Here is a 22,350-nt window from a genome sequence, read left to right as displayed (position 1 = left end):
CCACATTGCGGGAACTATAGAAATCAACTATAAATCTCTACCACATGTAGGACATTTTTCCACATCAGCTCTTCTCTTACTGTTGATTTTGTCAATAAAAGCAGAACTTAAAATACCAGTAGGTAGTGCGACAAGACCAATTCCTAATAATGCTATTATGCCACTTATAAACTGACCCAAACCTGTTATCGGATAAACATCGCCATAACCAACAGTTGTGAGAGTTGCCACCGCCCACCAAAACGAAGCAATAATATTTGGAAATTTATCAGGTTGAACTTGCCCCTCTATGTAGTACATAAGTGTTGATGCAATGACTAGGAGGATAAATGTTACAAATATTGTTACACCAAGATCAGAGCGTTTATCCTTAAAGACCTCTGCAATAAGTTTTAGTGAATTTGAATATCTATTGATTTTAAAAAGTCTTGTGATTCTTAGAAGTCTTAAAATTCTAATGAATCTGAGATCAATAGGTATTATGAGTGGTAAATAAGTTGGCAAGATTGCTAGTAAATCTATAATCGCGAGAGGTGAGCTTAAAAAAGTCCCAATAGAACCTATTTTTGTTTTGCTTGGATATTTAAAATCTGCAGTATAAACTCTCAGTAAATATTCTATTGTAAAAATTACTACAGAGAAAATTTCAAAAATGTAAAACTCCTGACTATAAGTACTTTTTATGCGTGAAAAAGATTCTAAAACAATAGCGGTAACATTCAATATTATGAGGAAGACAATAAAAATATTAAAGGCTCTATTTGGTAGACTGCCCTTATTATTTTCATCAACTAAATTAAATATTTTGTGTTTGAATGTCATTTAAACTAAATATAGCTATTAATTTTCTTGAATACTGACAAGGTATTTTTTTGAAACCCATCCCTCGTTCTCTTTGTAATCTACCAAAAGCCACTTATCAGTACCTTTTATAATTTTTACTGTATCATTATTTGGAATTGAAGTGATTATAGTAGCATTTAAGGAAGAATCAGATCTAAGATTAAGACCAGAGTTAGAACTTACCACAGCATATTTAAAATCTACCTCATTTTTTGAGGCATTTTCAGGATTACTGACATTTTCATAGAAAAAAGAATATTGGGCAAAACCTACAATAGCTGCAAGAATTAAATATACTATTGAATTAAGCTTTAATTGACTTTTTTCCTTATCAGTAGGATCAGCTTTGATATTGGTTTTTTGCTTTACCGTTCTATAGCCCTCTAATCTCCTTCCAGTTTTATATCTACGGTCTTGTTTATAGATACCTACTTGTGAAATATTATAAAATGGAATAGATTTAGTTAAAATTGAACTGAGAGAATTGTACAACCAATAAAGTGGCCCAACTAAAGGTATAAACAGAGAAACAATAAAACCGAAAACAGTATTTTGAATATTTAACTTAACTGACATGGCCTTCAAACCCTCTGCCTCCACATCACCCCTAGAAATTAGGTTCTCTCTTGATTCTATATGAGCTTTACTCTGTTTATGTGAATTATCAACTATTCTAATTGGTTTGGAATGACTATCACCATAAACCTGATTACTTATCACTTTTCCACCATCTCGACCAACCTGATTAACAGCAGATCTAATAAAACCTTTGAAGAGACTATTTATAAAACTCATATTTCTGATTTTAAATAAGTAATAATAACTAACTTTTTAGATAAATAAAAGAAATGATCGGATGATCAATATAATCTAGCTTGTGATACCACCATTTAGTGTATGGCGGGAAGAAGGGTTCAAGGTATTTCTAACTTTCTTCTTCTTTACTTACCTTCTTATCTGCAAATTTGATAACTGATCCGTCAAAAGTTACTGTGCCTCGAGATTCAAACTCTTCCACGTATTTTACTACAATAAATCGCTCTATATTGTTAAAAGTCATACATAAAGACTCAACCGTAATAACCTTGTGTTTCATAATTGTATCAAGGATTTCCACATCAGGTTTAGTTGTAGTTTTTTGACCTACTTGCCCTACCTGTTCCTGCATAAATGAAACCTGATTTTTTAAAAGGTCGAAAGTTTCAGAGTTTAGGTGTCCTATGCTGGTTTTAATTTCAGAAAGTTCCTTTTTCAACTTATCAAAGTCAGCTTTTGCCTGATCGTTTACTATTTTCTTTAGTTCATCAATTTCTTTAGTTCGCGCACCGTAGTAAAAATACATGGCCAAAATCAACGAAATTATCGCAAGAATATCTCCAATAAGTGATAAGTAATTTACATCTTCCATATTTACCACTTTTTAGATTTCATCCAATCATATTCTTCTTTTGTAAAGCCATAACCTGCCCACTCACCATGTAGTTTTGCTACAAACAGTTTGTCGTTACTATCAATGAATTGTTTTAGATAGTCCCTGATACTGGCACTATTTGTATTTATTGAAGCAATAATCCAAACAGAACCTGATTGATGCCACCAATTCCCGTATGACTTAATCGCATTAGAAAGACTATCATAGTCTCTTCCCGGGTTTGATAGGTCATATGATATAGTGTATATTGTCATTTATGTTATTTTTTGTTATAAACATGTGTGTATTGTACAATAAATAATGAGACAAAACTTATCCCAATCCTCAACTGCCTGATACAATAACAATTACATTATTGTATCAACTATCCTGTCGCCATTAACCAAAAAAAGAAAGATTGAATATTTACAGGTTTTGGTTGCAGATGAACTTGATGCATAAATATAGAAGATTAATTATAAAATACATCCTCAAAACACAGGAGTTAATCGAAAAGTAAGTGGGTTTTCAGATTTGATAATGGGTTTTTGGGTGGAGAAGGGAAGATTTAAACCCAATAATATGCTGTCCTGAGTGAATTTCACCCTTCCTGACCCAATATTATTGCTTCCTGAGTGACTATTGACCCTTCCTGAGTCATTATTGGCTGTCCTGAGTGATTATTGACCCTTCCTGAGTGACTTTAGGGCTTCCTAAACCATTTTACCCCCTTCCTAAGTCATTTTACCCCTTTCCTGAGTCATTTCACCCCCTTCCTAAGTCATTTTACCCCCTTCCTAAGTCATTTTACCCCCTTCCTAGATCGTTTTACCCCTTTCCTGAGCCGTTTCACCCCCTTCCTAGATCATTATTGGGGTTTCCTAAGTGGTTTTGAGGGTTTATTAGGTGGCTTTGGGGCTTTTCTGAATCATTGTTGCTGATTTTCTGAAATTTTCAGGTTTTTCTGCCAATCTTTTTTCTTGATAAAAAAGATATCAGCCAGAGGCTGACCAGCCTCTGGCTGGCAAAAAATCAAGACAAAAAGATGCTCCCACGCTTCAATCCAGCTCCCTCCCCGCCTTTTTGTCCTCCCTCCCGCTTTTCCGAGTTCCTCGGAAGTTGGGCGGGTTAGTTCTTTGCTAGCTTTGTAGTTAAATTGATAGATTATCTCATGAACCTTCGGGGCATGGATGGAACGGAGGTGGATTTTGGAATCAATTTATACTGCTTGTTTCACAAAAAAGGAAACTTCTTTGTTTAAAATGTCCTCTGTAGTCAATATTTTAAGATGTCTTCGGTATTTGCCTTTTCCTTCAAGTACTTTCTTAGGATCCTCCATTAAGTATCCATTTGAAAATTCCAGTGTGACATGGTGCTTGTTTAGGAATAATCCACTAAACATTTCATCATTAAGAAAGAATACAAGACCTCCATACATGACCCTTTCTTTAGTTTTTGGGAAAGCATTCAAAATGATGTCACGTATTTCAATAAGCGTAGTTGATTTGTCAGAATCGATCAATTTTATTTCGTCTAAAAATAGTTGAACTCCTTCATTCTCAGATTTTTTCATCGACTTTAAATTAAAGATTGAATATTGACACGTTTTGCTTCCAAATGATATTAAATATAGCGGATTAGTTGCTTAATCAGCACTCAAAATACAGGATTTAATAGAAAAGCAGGTGGGTTCTTAGATTTGATGAAGGGGGTTTCTGGTCGAGAAGGGAAGACTCAAGCCAAAAAATATTCATTCCTAAGTCATTATTGGCTGTTCTAACTCATTATTGACCCTTCCTAAATCATTATTGGGGTTTCCTGAGTGGTTTTGAGGGTCTTCTAGATCATTATTACTATATGTCTGAAATTTTCAGGTTTTTCTGCCAATCTTTTTTCTTGATAAAAAAGATTCAAAAAATCAAGAAAGTTTAAAGCTTCCACGCGCGATGCCAACGCTGGCCCGCTAAACTTTCCTCCTTCCCGCTTTTCCGAGTTCCTCGGAAATTGGGCGGCTTAGTTCTTTGCTAGCTTTGGAATGAAATTTAAAGATTATCTCATGGACATACAGGGTATGGCGGGAACGAAGGTGGTTTTTTGAGTTGATTAAGTGGGTTTTTGGTCGGGAAAGGAGAGTGTTAAAGGGTTTCCTGTCGGAATTTTACCCTTCCTGTCGGACTTCCACCCTTCCTGTCAGGCCATGAGCCTTCCTGCGGCAATATTTAGGCTTCCTGTCAGAATATTGACCCTTCCTGCGGGAATACGGCCCCTTCCTGTGGCACTATTGACCCTTCCTGCAGGAAATTCTGGGCCTCCTGCAATATTTTGAGAGTCTCACTTTTTCTTTTTGCTACTACATAATAAAATTTCCAATTTTCAAGCTAGCATCTTTAGATTCCTGAAGCAACACCCCTATAATCCCCTCGAGGGGATAGTTCTCACAGCTTGAGTTTCGTAGGAAATAATAAGTTTTGCAACTTTTTCATCAAATCTCAAGCAGAGATTTGACAAGTGAGGTCCTATCAAATTAAAAACAAGTTTAATTCTGGGCGTGTCCCCCTTTGGGGGATTTAGGGGGCTGTCCACTGATGACCGGAAACGTCCGATATCGGACGCTTTAGCCAAAAACCCTAACAATAGTCAATTCCAAATAACCGCCTCTCAAATCAATTAAAAAGCATTTCTTAGTATTTTTAAATCTTAATTCAATTAAATTTATCAAAACGGTATAGCTTTTGACTATTCCTTTTTATTAACTTGAGTTTGATTAATGGAAGAACTGTTTCCGCATTGCGGGAGCCTTTTAAGATCACCGATATTTTTCTTTTTTTAAAAAAGTTAATCCCGAGAGATCGGGACCGAGATGACGGTTCTAGCTAGCTTAGCAGGAACTTAAAATCATTCTCAGGTCAAAATAGCAATCGCATAATACTTTTACATAATGAATGAGCACAAAGCAGGCACCTTACTTATTGTTGATGATAATCAAGATCTTCTTAATGCTGCTAAGATTTTTTTAAAAAGGCATTTCAAAAGGGTAGATATCGAAAGCAATCCTAATTTAATTCCTACGCTGCTACAAAACGATAGCTATGATATCATTTTGCTCGATATGAATTTCACCAGGGACGTAAGCACCGGACAGGAAGGCTATCACTGGCTCAATAAAATTCTGGAAATTGATCCTTCTGCGGTTGTGGTGCTCATCACCGCTTATGGAGATGTCAATACAGCTGTGAAAGTCATCAAGCAAGGCGCTACTGATTTTGTGCTCAAACCATGGGACAATGAAAAGTTATTAGCCACTTTACATTCCGCCTTAAAACTCAAAAATGCCGGCAATAAGGTAAGCCAGCTGGAATCCACTCAAAGGCAATTATCAGCAGACATAGATAGAAGATTCAGAGATATTATTGGGGAAGGACCTGCCATGCAGCAGGTTTTTGAAACCATTAAAAGAGTATCTCGCACAGATGCTAATGTCTTGATCACTGGAGAAAACGGAACAGGGAAAGAGTTAGTAGCCAGAGCCATTCATAGAAATTCATTGAGAGACGATAAGGTTTTTGTCACTGTTGATTTAGGTTCTGTAACTGACAGTTTATTCGAAAGTGAACTATTCGGCCATAAAAAAGGGGCTTTTACAGATGCTAAAGAAGATAGAGCGGGTCGATTTGAAGTGGCCCAAAACGGAACGCTTTTTTTAGATGAAATTGGGAATATTAGCCTTCCACAGCAAGCCAAATTATTAGCCGCTTTACAAAACAGGAAAGTTACCCGCGTAGGAAGCAATAAAGAAGTTGATATCGATATCCGATTGATCAGTGCCACCAATATGCCTATTCAGGATATGATTCAATCAGGCAAATTCCGACAAGATTTACTTTACAGAATCAATACCATTGAAATAAAATTACCTGCTTTGAGAGAAAGAGTGGAAGACATTCCGCTATTAACAGAGCATTATATTAAATACTACAGCAAAAAGTATAACAAAGAAATTTATAAAGTGAGCGATGCCGCATTTTCGAGAATGTGCAAATACGACTGGCCTGGAAATGTGCGCGAGTTGCAGCACAGCATTGAAAGAGCAGTCATTTTAAGCAATCAATCGGTTTTGCAGCCGGAAGATTTCTTTTTTCAGGCTGCTGATCATGAAAGTAAAAAATCAGATAAGGTAAATTTAGATCACTTGAATATTGAGGATGTCGAAAAGATATTGATCAGAAAAGCCTTGGATAAAAACTTTGGAAACATAACGCAGGCTGCACAGGATTTGGGATTGACTCGCTCTTCATTGTATAGAAGATTGGAGAAATATGGGTTGTAAGCCCCCTGTCCCCCGAAGGGGGGCATTCGCTATGAATTAGCTTTTACAAGCCAAAGGCTTGAGGTGACTCTCGCAAAGACGCGGAGACGCAAAGACCTCGCAACGTAAAGTAAAAGGAAACAAGAAATGACTAGTAATTATATTCAACTATTGAGACACCCCCCTTCGCCCCCCTCAAGGGGGGAGTCGCACAGATTTTCTTTATCTTTTAAAATTGAATTAATACCAATTGATCATTTTTTTATTTATGATGTTAAAAATATAGTATAATATTTTTAACATCTACAAATTAAAATCCGTGAGGACTATCCCCTTGAGGGGATTATAGGGGTGTTATTGGAGGGAAATACAGAAATGTTTTGATTTAGAATTCAAAAGATATTTAAACTAACATATAAATAATTGATATTTAAAAAATTCAGTTTTGGTGTAATTATAAGGCTTCTACTCGTATTTGTAGTACTTGCCTTTATTGCCTATTTAATTCAGGCAAGTGCTAATTACTTAGGCTCCATTGTGCTGGGCATAGTATTAATTATTCAATTTATTGAGCTTTATCATTATGTGGTGAGCATCAATAAAAAAGTGATCCGTTTTTTAGAATCCGTAAAATATTCTGATTTCTCCTCTGGTTTTTCCACTGATAATAAGATGGGAGATTCATTCAAAGAATTAAATCATGCTTTTAATGAAGTCTTAGAAGTCTTCCGCAAGACCCGGGCGGAAAAAGAGCAGAATCTCATCATGCTTTCCACTATTTTACAAAACATTCAGACGGGCATTATAAGTTTTGATGCATCCGGTGAAATAGGTATTCTCAATAGTATGTCTAAAAAGCTGTTGCTTACTCCCCAAATCAGGAATTTATCGGATATAAAAAGAAGTCAGCCTGCCATTTACGAGAAACTCATTAAGCTTAAGCCCGGTAAAAGTGACCTGATCATAGTCAACAATGACATTAAGCTTGCCCTCAACAGTACTATTCTTCGTCTGGGCACAAAAAATTGGAAAATTGTTTCTATGCACAATATTTATTCTGAATTACAACAAAATGAGTTGTATGCCTGGCAAAATCTTACCAAAGTACTTCGCCATGAAATCATGAATTCCATTACGCCTATAGCCTCTTTGGTAAATTCTATGAATGATATAATGGAGGAAGACTTAATCAAGCATTCAGATTCATTTACCATGCCTTTGGAAGCTCATGATGATTTACAACTCGGCTTGAAAACCATTGAAAGTAGAAGTCGAGGTTTGATTAATTTTATCAATGCTTATAGAGATTATACGAATATCCCTGCTCCCAAATTTGATAATATTTCTGCCAAACAGCTGATTTTATATGTTCAAAAATTGCTTCAAGAAGAATTAAACAATCATAAAATTGAGTTGAAATTAAACCTTCCTGAAAATGATATTAGCTTATGGGCGGATGAAGAACAATTGCAATTAATATTTATAAATCTCTTGAAAAATGCAAAAGAAGCACTGTTAGAGACGGAAAACCCTCTTATTACCATCACCATAATCACCACACAAAACTTTTATTATATCAATATTGAAGATAATGGAGAAGGCATAGTGCCTGAGGCTTTAGACCGCATTTTCATTCCATTTTTTACGACCAAAAAACAGGGTTCAGGAATTGGATTGGCGCTTTCAAGGCAAATTATGCAGCTGCATAAAGGGAAGTTAAGCGTAAGTTCAACTCCTGGGGTGAATACGACTTTCACTTTGCAGTTTCCGAAGGTTTGAGAGGGATAAAGTGATTAGAATATCAAAAATTAATTTAAGACAAGAAACTATGTTCTCAAGTTGAGAAAAACCAGCTAAAGCTGGAAACTTAACCACAACCTGTCCCGCATTTACGGGAATAAAAATGGAAGAAAACAAAAGATACTGCCAAAGGCTGTGAGGACTTGAGAGGAATAAATTTTTACAAAAAAGTATCTTAATTTTATTAGAAGCCAATTTTATTAAACGAAAAATAAATTATTCATAACCTTAAACCTATAACCAATGCTAAAATTTAATCTTACGATAGCACTTCGAAACCTTAAAAAATACAAATCATCCTCAATAATCAATATTGCAGGATTAGCTATTGGCATTGGAGTATGTCTTGCAATTTTACAGTATATCCACTATGAATTAAGTTATGACAAATTTCATAAAGATTCGGAAAACCTCTATCGTTTGACTTTGGATATATCTGAAAATGATGTGATAAAAAGCAGGCAAGCAAAAACCTCTTATGCAATGGGTGTCAAAGCTGAAGAAGTTATTCCTGAGATTGAAAAATACTGCAGGATACATCCTCAATATTTTGGTGCAGTGGTGACTAATCCTGATAAAAACGTTCCTTTTTTAGAGGAAGAGCAAGACATGCTTTATGTAGATAGCACTTTCTTTGATGTTTTTAATTTCCCTTTAAAACATGGAGACCCTTCAAATGTATTGAATGATAAACATAATATTGTCATTTCTGATGAAATGGCGGCTAAATATTTCGGAAAAGAAATTGATCCAATTGGTAAAATTCTTAAGGTTGAAGGATGGACTAAAGAAGATTATGTAGTAACTGGCGTATTAAATACTTCAAAAGGTAACAGTCATCTTAAATTTGATTTTCTATTACCCATGCGCTCGCTTTTGGAAAGCGGAGAATATAAAAGCGGGGCTTGGGGAAGATGTAATTTTTACACCTATTTCAAGATTGGTGAAAATAGCAAAATTGGGAATATCGAAAATAAGCTTGACCAGCTTGTTTACGATAATTTTGGAAAATCACTTGATCACTACAATGTGAAATGGGAATTAAACCTTCAGCAACTTACTGACATTCACTTATACTCTAGCCATCTTGAATATGATATTTCAAACAATGGAAGTATCCGAAATTTAAAAGCATTAGGCATCATTGCAATCTTCATCCTGATCATTGCATGGCTAAATTTCATTAACTTATCTATAGCAAATTCTATAAAAAGAACGAAAGAGGTTGGAATAAGAAAAGCATTAGGTGCATTAAAAACACAATTACGCAATCAATTTATAATGGAGGCCCTAATAATAAATTTTATCGCAGTGATACTCGCTATATTCATTGCTGACCTCATACTCTCTGAATTAAATAATATACTGGATAGTGAATTTACTTTTTTACTTTTCAGTCATTATGAATTTTGGATTGGATTGGTACTTTTTACAATTATTAGCGCTTTAATATCTGGATTTTATCCTGCCTTTGTAATGTCTTCTTTTCAAGCAATAAACATTCAGAAATCAGAATTCAAAATATCAGGTTTCAGATTTAACTTGCGTAAAGGCTTAGTAATCTTCCAATTTCTGATCTCTTCCATTTTACTGTCTGGGACTTTCATTATTTATAACCAAATCACCTTTATGAAATCTCAAGATTTGGGTGTTGATATGGAGCAAATACTGGTTGTTAGAGGACCGGAATTGATTGAAAATAGGGAAACGATTGCATCCAATTTATCTACATTTAAAACAGAAACTTCAAAATATTCAAGCATACAGTCGGTTACAAGTTCTGGAAACATACCTGGAAAAGGGCATAGTGCTGTAGTAGGAATGAGGAAATTAGGCAAAGATCCAAGTCAAAATGAACCTGGAGGAATTTCTTTTGTAGATTATAAATTTTTTGATACTTATGAGCTTGAATTCCTTGCGGGTGAACCTTTTGATCGCAAAACTGTCTCTGATTATACCTATGTAATCTTAAATCAGCAAGCATTGCAGACTTATGAATTGGGGTCTCCTGAAGAAGCCCTCAATGAACAAATAGTTGTGGGTGATGATACTGTATTAGTTGCAGGCGTACTTAAGGATTTTCATTGGCAATCTTTAAAAGAAGACCATATGCCTATCCTTTTTGTAGCATCTGATGGAGTAAGAAGATATTTTTCTTTCAAGATAAACACTTCTAATATAGAAGAATCATTATCACAGATTCGCTCTGCTTATAACGAAAAATTCGCAGGAAATCCGTTTGAATATTTTTTCTTAGATGATGAATTCAATTACCAATATCGAGCTGAATTGCAATTCGGTAAAATCTTTATGATTTTCTCATTGATCGCCATATTTATAGCATGTATGGGTTTATTCGCCTTTGTATCATTCTCCACTGTTCAAAGAACCAAAGAAATGGGCATAAGAAAAATCCTTGGTGCAAGGGTAAGCACATTGATTCTAATCCTTTCAAAAGAGTACTTAACACTGTTGCTAATGGCAAGTTTAATTTCTGTACCCATTGTTTTTTATATTTCTAGAGAATGGCTTACCAATTTTGCTTTCAAAATGAACTTAAGCGTTGATTTATTTATAATACCAACACTAATATTAATTGTCATTTCTTTCTTAACGGTGGTTTTCAATCTTTATAAAACCGCAAAAATAAACCCTACGGAATCTTTGAAGATAGAATAAATGAGGGAGGACAATATTTTATAGGAGTGATCAATAAACTGTATCAAAAAGTAAGCAAGAATGATTCTTGCTTACTTTTTTTTTGTGATTTTAGGATATATGGTTTACAAACCAGCAGTCATTTTACCAGGCTTAGCCCTATTCATGTTTCTATTGGAGAATGCATTTCGGATTCGATTGTAATCCAAGAAATAGCTCAACCTAACAGAAAAACTATTTAGCTGCGGCTGATTAAATAAGTAATCGAAATTCTCATCAAAAGCCTGACCACCTTGCTGCAGGTAGCTATCTAAAGCATTTCTATATAAAATAGTAATCTGGCTACCTGGTGCAAACCACCATGCAAATTTCAAATCTAGGTTCCAGGTATTAAAAGTAACATCATAAATATTTTCCCTTTCTGGTTCTTCTGTTAATTCACCATTTTGTTCTAGACTGTAAAGTTTTGAATACATAGCTCCTGAATAATAATGCCTGAAAGTAAGGTTTAGTGATATTTTATTATTGAAAATATAATCCCCTCCAATAGAGTTTTCAATTGTTAATCTATCTCGCTGACCAAAAATGATATCATCCCCATCTGTATCCACAAAGCCTTGTTCCTTATAGGAAGGGTTATAAAGCAGACCATATCTTAAATTAAATTTATTGGAAAACCTATAGCGTGGATTCAAACTCAGGAATATATTACTCCTGCCCTCTTCAAAGAATTTATACCAATCGATGAAGCCTTCGAAAGCCAATTTCTTTCTGAAATCAGTATTCATCCAAATCCACTGATCATGATAGCCAGGGAATTGCACATGTCTTCCATTCACTCTTGGCTCATAAATATCGTTGGTCCCAAAAGGAGTCACTTCCACACCACCCCCATAACTAAAAAAGTCTTTGGTGGTAAAGCTGGAGTTAAAATTAAATGTGAAATTGCTAAATAAATCAGGATCTAATCTTCTAAAATGATTGAGATTAAAATTAAGAAACATATTGTTCAAGTTTCCTTTGGGTTGTAAATATCGATACCCATAATACCCCATATATCTAACATAATTGGTGTTAGTAGAGAACCCTAAGTCATTAATATTATAATCCAGCGTTCTTAAATCCAATCTTCCTTCCAACCTATGTTCGCCACTTATTTTGGATATACCTGCTTGAACTTCAGTTCCAAAAATCGTCTCCTCTTTCAAAAATCTCCAACTCCCTTCAGTACTAGCACTGTAATTCCATGTATTGGCTTTATTGGTATGGCTAACATACAATCCGGTTGCATTGGCATCTCTATAATTCCCCAGTCTGCTTACATTGGTATTAACAAAGGAAAAAGAGCTATTATCTCCAAACCTCTGATCTAACACCGTTACATTGTAATTGGTATAAGGTTCTACCATTTCAGTTCTAATCTCCCCAGTCTCTACATTTCTTATTTGAGCAAAGGCTTCATTGGTAACGGCATTGAAAAACCCAATCCCTAATCCACTCTCTGTTCTGCCTGACACCTTAGTTGCATTTATTAATTCTACTGCATTGGGTTGAAAAGCTATTTCTTCCCCTTCATTTATGGTAGGACTCGAAGAAGGTCTGCCTCCTATTCTTCTGGAATAAAACATATCACCTTTGGAAAATAATTCTGTTCCTTCATTAAAAAAGGCACGCTGTTCTGCAAATTGGACTTCAAATGCTGACAAATTAAGAACATTATTATCAAATCGCGCTTGGCCAAAATCAGGAATCAGTACCATATCAAGCGTAAAAGCATCTGATATACCATATTTTAAATCCAATCCACCATTAAAATTAAAATTAGTATTGCCATCATAATTATTGGCGTAAGCTGAAATATAAGGTTGAAAAGATAATCTAGTTGGAGTTTTTATATTTTCGATTCCATGAATCTCTCCGTCATATAAAGAATAAGCTCCTTTTTGATTATCTACATGATTCCAACTATAGCGAGTTCGTGTCCTAAAAACTTCTCTTTCCATATTGAGCCCCCATTCTTGCACTTGCTTCTTCGGAAATCTTAAAATAAAATAAGGAATAAAAATTTCTGCCACCCATCCATCATCATTGATTTTTACCTCACTATACCAAACTGCATCCCAGGAATTATCCTCCCTTCCATTGGTCATTTTAGCATCATATTGAACTCCAGCTGCAGTTACAATAAATTGCATACTTTGTTGGCGATCGTTATATCCGTTTAATAAAATGAAAAAGAAATCATCCGCTGCTATATTATCTCTTTCCGTTAGCTCTTTTGAAATTTTATCTGGTTCAGGATCTTTCATTTTGGCTCCAAAATAAACCCCCAAATCATCATAAATTACTTTCACTTCAGTGGATAGACTATCTGGAATAGGTCTTCCATTATTAGGATTTCTTTCGACAAAATCTGTTGCGATGGGGGCATTTTGCCAGGCAATATCGTCAAGAACACCATCAATTTTAGGGGCTTCTGAGATTCTAGGAATTTCTATGCTTTTTCGAGAAATACTATCTGTTTCTAGTGCAAAACTACTAAAACTCAAAAACAGAAATAATGTGACTAGATAACACTTCAGCATGGTGAATATTTAATATCAATTTTACAGACAATAATTAACTATTGCATTTCTACATTTTACAGCATAAAAAGAAGTATCAGAGTGCTATTTCTATTTACTTTGAGAAAGTAGATTTATTTAAAGATGTCTACTATCTTTAAAAAGTTGCAAATATTACTTTTTATTTTTGTTCAATAATTAAACCATTCAAAACATCTTCATTAAAAGGCAATAGAGGTACTTTTATTGTACAAATGCTGTTCATTTTTGAACAAAAATGAACGAATTTGGACATAGTAGAGGGCTTAAAATGTTCTATTCTTTATATTTTGAAATACTGATCGAAATGGGAAAGAAATTGATTTCCTATTCAGAAAATTCTTGCTTTGCTTTTAACTCCTCTTGTGTTTCAAGTGGTGCATTGTAATGATTCCAAAACTCAGGGTCGTATTCGGTCGGATATTTATATAAATCAGTATTCATCTTAATCCTGTTCTTTTTATTTAAATCCTGAATTTCACCTACAGAAGTGGTACGAATGGACCTTATGATTTTGGTGATAGCGCCATCTTGAGAAATGCTTTCCCTGATGTCATCAATAGTATGAATATACCAATATCCATCCTTCATTTGTATAAAATCCACGTATAAATCAAAGGCTAAAAACTGAAATTGCTGTTTCGAATCCGGTTTTTTCCTGCTAGGATTTACAAAGGATTGACTTATTGCAACAATAGCAAATTCATCCACCGTAATGTACATTGAGGTAGTCCCCAGACTATTAGGTTTGCTAATGCTGATTTTATATACTTCATGATTTCTAAAAAAGGATTTACCATCAAATGAAACATTGTATTTTCTAAGTTTTCTTTTATTCAAGTATGCTTCTGTCCAGAGAAGCCCATGCAAAACTCCTATTCCATTTCCTCCCTCAAAAGTTGAATCGTAATTAAAATCTGGTCGTTTTTGATCAATAAAAAGTTCATACTTCTTAGGGTTTTGACGAGAATCACTGAAGCCATCTGAAACAATGGTTGCCACTACTTCCAGCAACCTAATGGGTTTCCCATTTTGCTTAACTGATTCTTTGTAATATATCGTTTTACTGATTTTTTCCTTAGGATAATTTTGTCCTAAGTTTTCAATCGCTTTTTCTAGGATATCATTTGGGTCACTAGGGCTAACCACTACTTCTGATAAGAATAATTTATCCTCCTCAATAAATATTGTTAAAGGCTTATTCTGGAATTCGCTTATGGGTATACTATCAATTTTATATCCGATACAAGAAATATGAATGTTAGACTGTTTTTCATTTTCCAGAAAGTGAAATGCAAATAATCCATCTTCATTGGTGGTGGTACCAATAGCTGTTTTATCAAAATAAATATGCGCATTAAATACTGGTGATGAATCACTATGCTGAAGTAACTGGCCTTTTATGGTATGATGCTTTTGGGAAAACGCTAGAAATGATGTTATCAAGTATACAATAATCGAAATTGAACATTTCATTATTATTTTTGAGGTTTATTGTGAGGAAAACAACAAAAATATGGAAATTTCCTCATCCCATATAAAAACATAAAATTGAGTAGTGAGAAGATAAATTATCTCACTACTCAATACTATCTACTTTTTAACTATTCTATGCATTTCTGCACTATTGTCCAATTGAATAAAGTAAAGTCCTATTGGTAATTGTGTCAATTGCAGATTACTTTCGGTGCCTTTTGCTTTCTGTGTTAGGATCAATTTACCTTGTGCATTATACAATGTTATAATCTCTACTGCCTCTGCATGCAGTATTTTTATAGATTGACTAGTCGGATTTGGATATATGCTAACTTGACTATTCAGCTTTTCTCCATTGGCAGTAACCCCACTTATTGTAAATTTTTCTGTTAAGCTGCAACCATTCTCATCGGTCACTGTTACAGTATATTCTCCAATAGTTAATTCACTAATATTAGCTGAAGTAGCACCATTGCTCCACTCATAACTTAGATTTCCTGTTCCTCCATTGGCAGTTAATGAAATACTACCATTACCATCTGTACTATTACTATTCGCTACTTCTCCGCTGATTGTAAGCATTGCAGGTTCTTTTACTGTAACAGTAACTGTTTGGGTACAGTTATTCCCATCCGTTACGATCACATCATAGTCTCCTGCAGTTAAGTTACTGAATATTTCACTCTCTTGATCAGTTCCATCCATTGTATAAAGGAAGGGTTCTGTTCCAGTGGCTAAAATTTCAAAGCTTCCATTCGCCTCTCCATTACATAGTACATTCGTGATATTTATTGCCTCTGCACCAAAGTCAATGCAAGGGTCTGTTACTTCAAAACTAATGCTAGCCGAAGTAGAATTGTAGTTCGTATTGCCTGACTGACTAACCGTTACTTCAACAGTTCCCTCTGATCCATCAAGAGTAATAGTATTTCCGCTAATAGTAGCGGGGCCTGTCAAACTGTAGGTTAAATCCAAACCGCTATTCACAATCGCTACAACCTCAAAGGGTGCTGCATCAACCAATTTATCTTCAATGGCCGTAATACTGATGCTTTGAGCTGCTTTATTTACCGTTAGAATTTGTTCGGTTGCTGAAGCTGCCTCATAGTTTGAATTACCTGATTGATTGGCAGTAATGCTTGCCGTTCCTCCTCCAACAATACTTACCGTATTGCCATCAATGGTTGCTACAGTTTCATCTGAACTGCTGTAAGTCAGTTCTAAGCCTGAACTAGCTGTAGCTGTTAAATCAAAATTCGCATCTCCATAGGTTTTGGCTTCTAAGCTTTCAAATGTGATACTTTGTGCCGCTTTATTTACTGTTAAAATTTGCTCTACAGCTGTAGCCTGTTCATAGTTTTGATTTCCTGCCTGAGTTGCAGTGATGGTTGCAGTCCCTGCTCCGATTATGGTTACCGTTTTTCCCTCAATGGTAGCAACAGTTTCATCTGAACTGCTAAAAGTTAGTTCTAAAGCTGAACTCGATGTAGCGGTTAAATCAAAAGCCTCATCTCCATAAGTTCTGTTTTCTAAGCTTTCAAATGTAATTGTTTGAGAACCTTTGTTTACAGTCAATGATTGACCTACTGAAGAAGCTGCCTTATAATTTGCATTACCTGGGTGGCTTGCCGTTATAGTGGTAGTTCCTGTTCCGATTATTGTTACCTCACTTCCGTTAATGGTTGCCACGTTTAAGTTTGAGCTAGTATATTCCACAAGCAAATCTGAGCTGGCCGTTGCAGTTAAATTAAAAGCTGCATCACCATAATTTTTAGTAGGTAATGCATCAAACGTAATAGTTTGAGAAGATTTATTTACAGTAAATGTTTGCTCTACTGATGGAGCTGATTTATAATCCGAATTACCTTCTTGACTTGCCGTTATTGTAGTAGTTCCTGTTCCGATTATTGTTACCTCACTTCCGTTAATGGTTGCCACACTTTGGTCTGAACTGGTATAATTCACAGATAAACCTGAGCTGGCCGTTGCAGTTAAATTAAAAGCTGCAACATCATAATTTTTAGTAGGCAATGCATCAAACGTAATAGTTTGAGAAGATTTATTTACAGTAAATGTTTGCTCTACTGATGGAGCTGATTTATAATCCGAATTACCTTCTTGACTTGCCGTTATTGTAGTAGTTCCTGCTCCCGTAATGGTTACCTCACTCCCATTAATGGTTGCCACACTTTGGTCTGAACTGGTATAATTCACAGGTAGACCTGAGCTGGCTGTGGCGGTTAAATCAAAATTAGCATCACCATAAGTTTGATCACCCAATGCATCAAAACTGATCATTTGACTAAGCAAGCCTGCAACAAAATTCCAAGTAGTAGGACCAGTGATTCCTGAATAGTTATTATCAGTCAGATCTTTAAATACACCAGCATCCATTTCTATGTTGACTGTAGCACCTATTGTAAAATCTTCAGGGTTAATGGTCACCGTATTTCCTGAAACCGTGACACTAGCATCCGTTACCGGAATAGTCTGCGTGATTACTCCATCTTCCTTGATCAGAATGTTACCTGTTCCTTTCTGAATATCTTCGTTGAAGGTAAGGATTAGGTCTGTATTGACCTCCACTAGGCCTGTTTCGTCATCTGCAGGTGAATAAGCAGTTACAAAAGGAATAAAATCAGGATTGTTTCTGATAACAGATACAAAATCACTAAAACGATTCGCTACTGCTAAGTCAGCCTTTCCATCCCCATCCAGATCGCCTATCGCGACTAAGACAGGACCTGTATAGGTCGTAAAATCAACTTTGGTGGCGTAATTTATGGCATCTTCTGGGGCACCTATATTTCGTAAAACAGAAACTGTCCTCTCACCACTACCATAATTCGCTGTTGCTAAGTCAGCTTTCCCATCCCCATTCAGGTCTCCTATCGCAACTGAAATTGGAAGTGGGCCAGTAGGGAAATCCTCTCTAAATGCAAAGTCTATGTCACCAGTGGTACTCCTATTATGTAAAACAGAAACGGTAGCATCGCCATAATTCGCTGTTGCTAAGTCAGCTTTCCCATCTCCATCCAAATCACCTATGGCAACAGAATGAGGATTTCCACCAGTAAAAAAATCATCTTTAGGCGCAAAGTTTATGGTTCCAGAGCTGCTCTCATTACGTAAAACAGAAACCCTATTGCTATTATAATTCGCTACTGCAAGGTCTGACTTCCCATCCCCATCCAAATCGCCCGTGGCAATTGAATAAGGAACACCACCTGATAGAAAATCTATTTTTGTCTCATAACTTATATTACCGGGAATGCTCGTATTGCGTAAAACAGAAACTTTAAAAGTAGAGTTACGATTCGCAACTGCTATATCTGCCTTACCATCTCCATCGAAATCGTCTATGGCTATTAAGTGAGGATTTGCACCTGTAGCAAAATCCACTTTAGGTTCAAAATTTATGGTACCAATAGTACTCGTATTGCGCAAAACAGAAACATTAGTGCTACTGTAATTCGCTACTGCTAAATCCGCCTTGCCATCTCCATCCAAATCACCAATGGCAACTGATATAGGATTTGTATTAGTATTAAAATCCACTTTTTCAGCATAGTCCACAACACCAGGGCTGCCTATATTCCGTAAAACAGAGACAGTATTGCTAGTAAAATTTGCTAATACTAAGTCTGCTTTGCCGTCCCCATCCAAATCACCTATTGCAACCGAGAAAGGATCAGCTCCAGTCGCAAAATCCACTTTAGTTTCAAAATCGGTAGCAGTAATACTGCTTTTGTTGGGCGAGAAGGTGGGCGTAAAGTTACTATTGGTAGAAGCTATTAAATCAGTCTCAGTATTAAGCACTGTTACAGGTGCATAAGTTGCCCCAGTCGGAACGGTAACCGTAAGTTCAGTAGCTGTGGCCGCTGTGACTGTTGCTCTTGTAGCTCCGAATATCACTATGTTATTAACAGCAGTGGTATTAAAGTTAGTGCCTGATATGGTTACCGTTGTGCCTACTGCTCCACTTTTAGGAGTGAAGTTTGAAATGGTAATATTTTGTGCACTTATCTCAAGACTCATACCAAAGATAAATGCTGTGACAATGCTTAGTAATTTAAATAATCGTAATAATTTGTCCATAGTTTTTAGTAAAAAGAGATTCATAAGATCCTCAGGTGAAAAATGAAGAGATTTAAATTAGATGCTATTACACCAAATTTGGTTATGTTTAAATGAAAAATTTTAACTTTTGTCAATAGTATTCAACCTTTATTAAAAAGCTAAAATACTGCAAGGTAGGGACATGACCAAAATACAATTGTAAATATTTGGTCTAAAGGTGAAAATAAATGTAAGTGCTCAACTTAATTCACAATACCTAAAAAACCTGAACGATTTCTTTAAAGACATTTAATTATAGTAGAGGCTTATTAATTAATCTCAATCTGTAATTTTCTTAATACTCTTGCCAATTTGATCTCCCACATCTTCCAGTTCCTTTCCAATTTTATTAGCTTCTTTTTCAATTTCCTTGGCTTTTTCATTGAGTTCTTCTTCTATGCCTTTTGCTTCATCATTCAATTTTTTATCCAATCGCTTGAACTCAATTCTTAATTTAGCCATCCATTTCTTAAAACCATTGGAAGCTTTTCCAGTCTTAATGGAATTATCTCCTTTTTGATAAGAAGCCATTTCCCCTTTGGATAATTTTTCAGAATGATCTTCAACAGTAAATTGGACACTTCCCGATTCAACTTCAACTTTCATATCCTCAATATCTGATTTTACACTAAATTCAGTACCTAACACCTCAACTTCTCCTAATTCACCTGTTACTGTGAATGATTTATCGGAAGCTTCAACTGAAAAATAGCACTCACCGGAAATAGCAACTCTGCGCTGATTAAATGCTTCAATATATTCTAATTCTGAATAATGATTTAAAAAAACTATGCTGCCATCGGGCAAATCCACTACTTCATAATTATCCTGAGTAATTACTCTCTCCTTAGAACAGGCTGAAATTAAAACTGAAAATATAAGTAAACTAAAAAGGTAATTAAATTTCATTATCATATGATTTTAGTCATAGCTACGAAGTTAATGGAAAACAATAAATTGGTCAATAACTAATTTATTGGTTCTTCTATTATTGAATTATTTTAAAGTAGACTTAAAGTCTATGGGACTCCACCTCTATTCATCGGCAAGCAAGCTTAAGCACCAAGAGACCAGTAACCATCACCATCTAGAGGATGGCAATAGACATTTTTTTTACTTTCTTTTCAAAACCAAAGCCGCCCTATTCACACAGTAAATTTTAATAAAATCTCCACCCTCCTTTTTAAAGCTTTCATGAATAGTAGATTGATCGATCCTTTCATGACCTCCGAATTTTGCGTCATCACTGTTTAAAAGGTATTTGAACTTGCCAGCTTTTGGCACCCAAAACTCATAGTCTGGAACAGAATTATTAGGATGAAAATTAAAGACAAAAATCAAATTTGCTCTTTCAAAAATCAGTACTTTATTGGTTTCATCTACATTGAGCAAATTAGCCGGAGCTGCTTGCAATACATTCTCTGATTTCAATACGTCTAGCATTGCCTCCTCAAAATCATTGAGATAATGATATTTCAATTCTTTATTGTCAACCAATGACCATTGTCTTCGGGCATATTTATAACTCCAATTATTGCCTTCTCTGGGAAAATCCATCCATTCAGGATGACCAAACTCATTCCCAATGAAATTCAAATAGGCTTCCCCACCAGCTGAGGCAGTCACCAAGCGAATCATTTTATGTAAGGCTATTCCTCGGTCGATAATTAAATTATCATCGCCCTTCTTCATATGCCAATACATTTCTTTATCCATCAGCCAAAAAGCAAGTGTTTTATCTCCTACCATAGCCTGATCATGAGATTCTGCATAAGCAACGGTTTTCTCTCCATATCTTCTATTACCCAACACATTCCAGATTTCCTGCATGCCCCATTCTTCATCTTGCTTATGCTTGAGCCATTTAATCCAGTTATCGGGTATACCCATTCCCAAACGGTAATCAAAGCCTAAGCCACCTTCTTCAATTGCTTGACAAGTACCAGGCATTCCGCTCATATCTTCTGCTATGGTGATGGCATTGGATTTAATTTCATGGATTAATGTATTGGCTAATTGTAAATATCTAACAGCATCCCAGTCCACTCCTTCTTTAAAATATTTATCATAATGATCAAAACTCACTCCTTCCCCATGATGATGATAGAGCATAGAAGTTACACCATCAAAACGAAAACCATCAAAATGGAATTCTTCCAGCCAATAATGTAAATTCGACAAGAGAAAACGAGATACTTCCTCTTTTCCATAATTAAATAATTTGGAATCCCAGCCAGTATGATACCCTCTCCCGCCTTCATGAAAATATTGATTTCCGCTTCCATCAAAATCATTTAAGCCCTCTGAAAAATTCTTGACTGCGTGGGAATGGACCACATCCATAATCACAGCAATCCCCATTTTATGAGCAGCATTGACTAAAGATTTCAATTCCTCGGGTGTACCAAAGCGAGAAGAAGGCGCATAAAAGTTAGCCACATGATAACCAAAAGATCCATAATAAGGATGTTCTGCCACCGCCATCAATTGAATGCAATTATATCCTAAGTCCTTTATTCTTGGTAATATATTCTCTTCGAATTCCTTGAAAGTGCCCACTCCTTCTTTTTCCTGCGCCATACCTGGATGGCATTCATAAATTACAGGATTTTTAATTTCCGCTAACTTAAATTTAGTATCTGTCCACTTGAATGCTTTTTCAGGATCCCAAACTCTTCCCGTAAAATCATAATCCTCTTCGTTTTGTGTAGCATATTTTATGTAAGCAGGAATTCTGTCATGCTTTCCATTGGCCGAAGTAACTCTCACTTTAATAGGTGAAAGATGTGCTAAACCCTCATCCTTTTTAATTTCAACTTCCCAAATTCCATTTTCATCTTTCTGCATCGGGTGAGCATTTTCATCCCAATTATTAAAATCACCCACTAAAGATAGAGCTTGAGCCCCGGGTGCCCATTCTTTATAAGAAACCCCAGCTTTTGTCTTTTGAAAACCCAGCTCCTGATGTCGAGAAGCATATTTTAATAAATCTCCATATTGAAATTGAATTCTATCCAATTCTGATTTAAAATAATCGAACCGGCTTTGAATATCGGGTTCGTACGGAGCTAACCAAGGATCGTCTTGAATTATTTTTAACATTTATGCTAATTTAGGCTTTTCTAAAATTAGGA

Annotated in this window: 13 protein-coding genes; 3 read left to right on the top strand and 10 right to left on the bottom strand. The window is 35.5% G+C overall.

What is annotated here, in order from left to right; translation table 11 throughout:
• Window positions 1-27 precede the first annotated feature (27 nt).
• The 5 genes from QYS49_RS08765 to QYS49_RS08745 form a co-directional block, all read right to left on the bottom strand.
• Window positions 28-822 carry an ion transporter gene (locus QYS49_RS08765; RefSeq protein WP_308351417.1) on the bottom strand — a complete coding sequence of 265 codons (795 nt, stop codon included), beginning with the start codon at window positions 820-822 and terminating at the stop codon, window positions 28-30.
• 18 nt (window positions 823-840) lie between these two features.
• Complete coding sequence (locus tag QYS49_RS08760; protein ID WP_308351416.1) at window positions 841-1,638, bottom strand: SH3 domain-containing protein; 798 nt, start codon at window positions 1,636-1,638, stop codon at window positions 841-843.
• A 130-nt stretch (window positions 1,639-1,768) separates the two neighbouring features.
• Window positions 1,769-2,251 carry a hypothetical protein gene (locus QYS49_RS08755; RefSeq protein ID WP_308351415.1) on the bottom strand — a complete coding sequence of 161 codons (483 nt, stop codon included), beginning with the start codon at window positions 2,249-2,251 and terminating at the stop codon, window positions 1,769-1,771.
• A gap of 2 nt (window positions 2,252-2,253) precedes the next feature.
• Window positions 2,254-2,529 carry a CRISPR-associated protein Cas2 gene (locus QYS49_RS08750; protein ID WP_308351414.1) on the bottom strand — a complete coding sequence of 92 codons (276 nt, stop codon included), beginning with the start codon at window positions 2,527-2,529 and terminating at the stop codon, window positions 2,254-2,256.
• Between the two features lie 944 nt (window positions 2,530-3,473).
• Window positions 3,474-3,827: a DUF1801 domain-containing protein gene (locus tag QYS49_RS08745; RefSeq protein WP_308351413.1), complete on the bottom strand. Its 354-nt coding sequence runs from the start codon at window positions 3,825-3,827 to the stop codon at window positions 3,474-3,476.
• Between the two features lie 1,365 nt (window positions 3,828-5,192).
• Between QYS49_RS08745 and QYS49_RS08740 the strand changes: the two genes are divergently transcribed.
• From QYS49_RS08740 to QYS49_RS08730, 3 genes are all read left to right on the top strand, one after another.
• On the top strand, window positions 5,193-6,581 hold the full coding sequence (locus QYS49_RS08740; protein ID WP_308351412.1) for a sigma-54-dependent transcriptional regulator: 1,389 nt from the start codon (window positions 5,193-5,195) through the stop codon (window positions 6,579-6,581).
• A gap of 402 nt (window positions 6,582-6,983) precedes the next feature.
• On the top strand, window positions 6,984-8,339 hold the full coding sequence (locus tag QYS49_RS08735; protein ID WP_308351411.1) for a sensor histidine kinase: 1,356 nt from the start codon (window positions 6,984-6,986) through the stop codon (window positions 8,337-8,339).
• Window positions 8,340-8,603: 264 nt separating this feature from the next.
• Window positions 8,604-11,039: an ABC transporter permease gene (locus QYS49_RS08730; RefSeq protein ID WP_308351410.1), complete on the top strand. Its 2,436-nt coding sequence runs from the start codon at window positions 8,604-8,606 to the stop codon at window positions 11,037-11,039.
• Between the two features lie 104 nt (window positions 11,040-11,143).
• Here the strand turns inward: QYS49_RS08730 and QYS49_RS08725 are convergent, their stop codons facing one another.
• The 5 genes from QYS49_RS08725 to QYS49_RS08705 all read right to left on the bottom strand — a co-directional run bounded on the left by QYS49_RS08725 (window position 11,144) and on the right by QYS49_RS08705 (window position 22,318).
• Window positions 11,144-13,603, bottom strand: a complete 2,460-nt coding sequence (locus QYS49_RS08725; RefSeq protein ID WP_308351409.1) for a DUF5916 domain-containing protein — start codon at window positions 13,601-13,603, stop codon at window positions 11,144-11,146.
• 345 nt (window positions 13,604-13,948) lie between these two features.
• Window positions 13,949-15,067 carry a carboxypeptidase-like regulatory domain-containing protein gene (locus tag QYS49_RS08720; RefSeq protein ID WP_308351408.1) on the bottom strand — a complete coding sequence of 373 codons (1,119 nt, stop codon included), beginning with the start codon at window positions 15,065-15,067 and terminating at the stop codon, window positions 13,949-13,951.
• Window positions 15,068-15,214: 147 nt separating this feature from the next.
• A complete protein-coding gene (locus tag QYS49_RS08715; RefSeq protein WP_308351407.1) occupies window positions 15,215-19,195 on the bottom strand; it encodes an FG-GAP-like repeat-containing protein in 3,981 nt (1,326 codons plus the stop codon).
• Window positions 19,196-19,495: 300 nt separating this feature from the next.
• Window positions 19,496-20,125, bottom strand: a complete 630-nt coding sequence (locus tag QYS49_RS08710; RefSeq protein ID WP_308351406.1) for a FecR domain-containing protein — start codon at window positions 20,123-20,125, stop codon at window positions 19,496-19,498.
• Between the two features lie 204 nt (window positions 20,126-20,329).
• Window positions 20,330-22,318: an alpha amylase C-terminal domain-containing protein gene (locus QYS49_RS08705; protein ID WP_308351405.1), complete on the bottom strand. Its 1,989-nt coding sequence runs from the start codon at window positions 22,316-22,318 to the stop codon at window positions 20,330-20,332.
• Window positions 22,319-22,350: the final 32 nt, after the last annotated feature.

This window comes from Marivirga salinae (assembly GCF_030503855.1).
GTDB classification, from domain to species: domain Bacteria; phylum Bacteroidota; class Bacteroidia; order Cytophagales; family Cyclobacteriaceae; genus Marivirga; species Marivirga salinarum.
Note: the sequence above shows the minus strand (reverse complement) of the source record. Positions and strands in the feature narration are given on the sequence as shown.

What these genes read in the sequence shown, in the direction of transcription:
- QYS49_RS08715 (WP_308351407.1), bottom strand. Translation starts at nt 19,195, where the DNA reads ATGGACAAATTATTACGATTATTTAAATTACTAAGCATTGTCACAGCA.
- QYS49_RS08705 (WP_308351405.1), bottom strand. Translation starts at nt 22,318, where the DNA reads ATGTTAAAAATAATTCAAGACGATCCTTGGTTAGCTCCGTACGAACCC.
- QYS49_RS08745 (WP_308351413.1), bottom strand. Translation starts at nt 3,827, where the DNA reads ATGAAAAAATCTGAGAATGAAGGAGTTCAACTATTTTTAGACGAAATA.
- QYS49_RS08725 (WP_308351409.1), bottom strand. Translation starts at nt 13,603, where the DNA reads ATGCTGAAGTGTTATCTAGTCACATTATTTCTGTTTTTGAGTTTTAGT.
- QYS49_RS08750 (WP_308351414.1), bottom strand. Translation starts at nt 2,529, where the DNA reads ATGACAATATACACTATATCATATGACCTATCAAACCCGGGAAGAGAC.
- QYS49_RS08710 (WP_308351406.1), bottom strand. Translation starts at nt 20,125, where the DNA reads ATGAAATTTAATTACCTTTTTAGTTTACTTATATTTTCAGTTTTAATT.
- QYS49_RS08765 (WP_308351417.1), bottom strand. Translation starts at nt 822, where the DNA reads ATGACATTCAAACACAAAATATTTAATTTAGTTGATGAAAATAATAAG.
- QYS49_RS08730 (WP_308351410.1), top strand. Translation starts at nt 8,604, where the DNA reads ATGCTAAAATTTAATCTTACGATAGCACTTCGAAACCTTAAAAAATAC.
- QYS49_RS08755 (WP_308351415.1), bottom strand. Translation starts at nt 2,251, where the DNA reads ATGGAAGATGTAAATTACTTATCACTTATTGGAGATATTCTTGCGATA.
- QYS49_RS08740 (WP_308351412.1), top strand. Translation starts at nt 5,193, where the DNA reads ATGAATGAGCACAAAGCAGGCACCTTACTTATTGTTGATGATAATCAA.
- QYS49_RS08760 (WP_308351416.1), bottom strand. Translation starts at nt 1,638, where the DNA reads ATGAGTTTTATAAATAGTCTCTTCAAAGGTTTTATTAGATCTGCTGTT.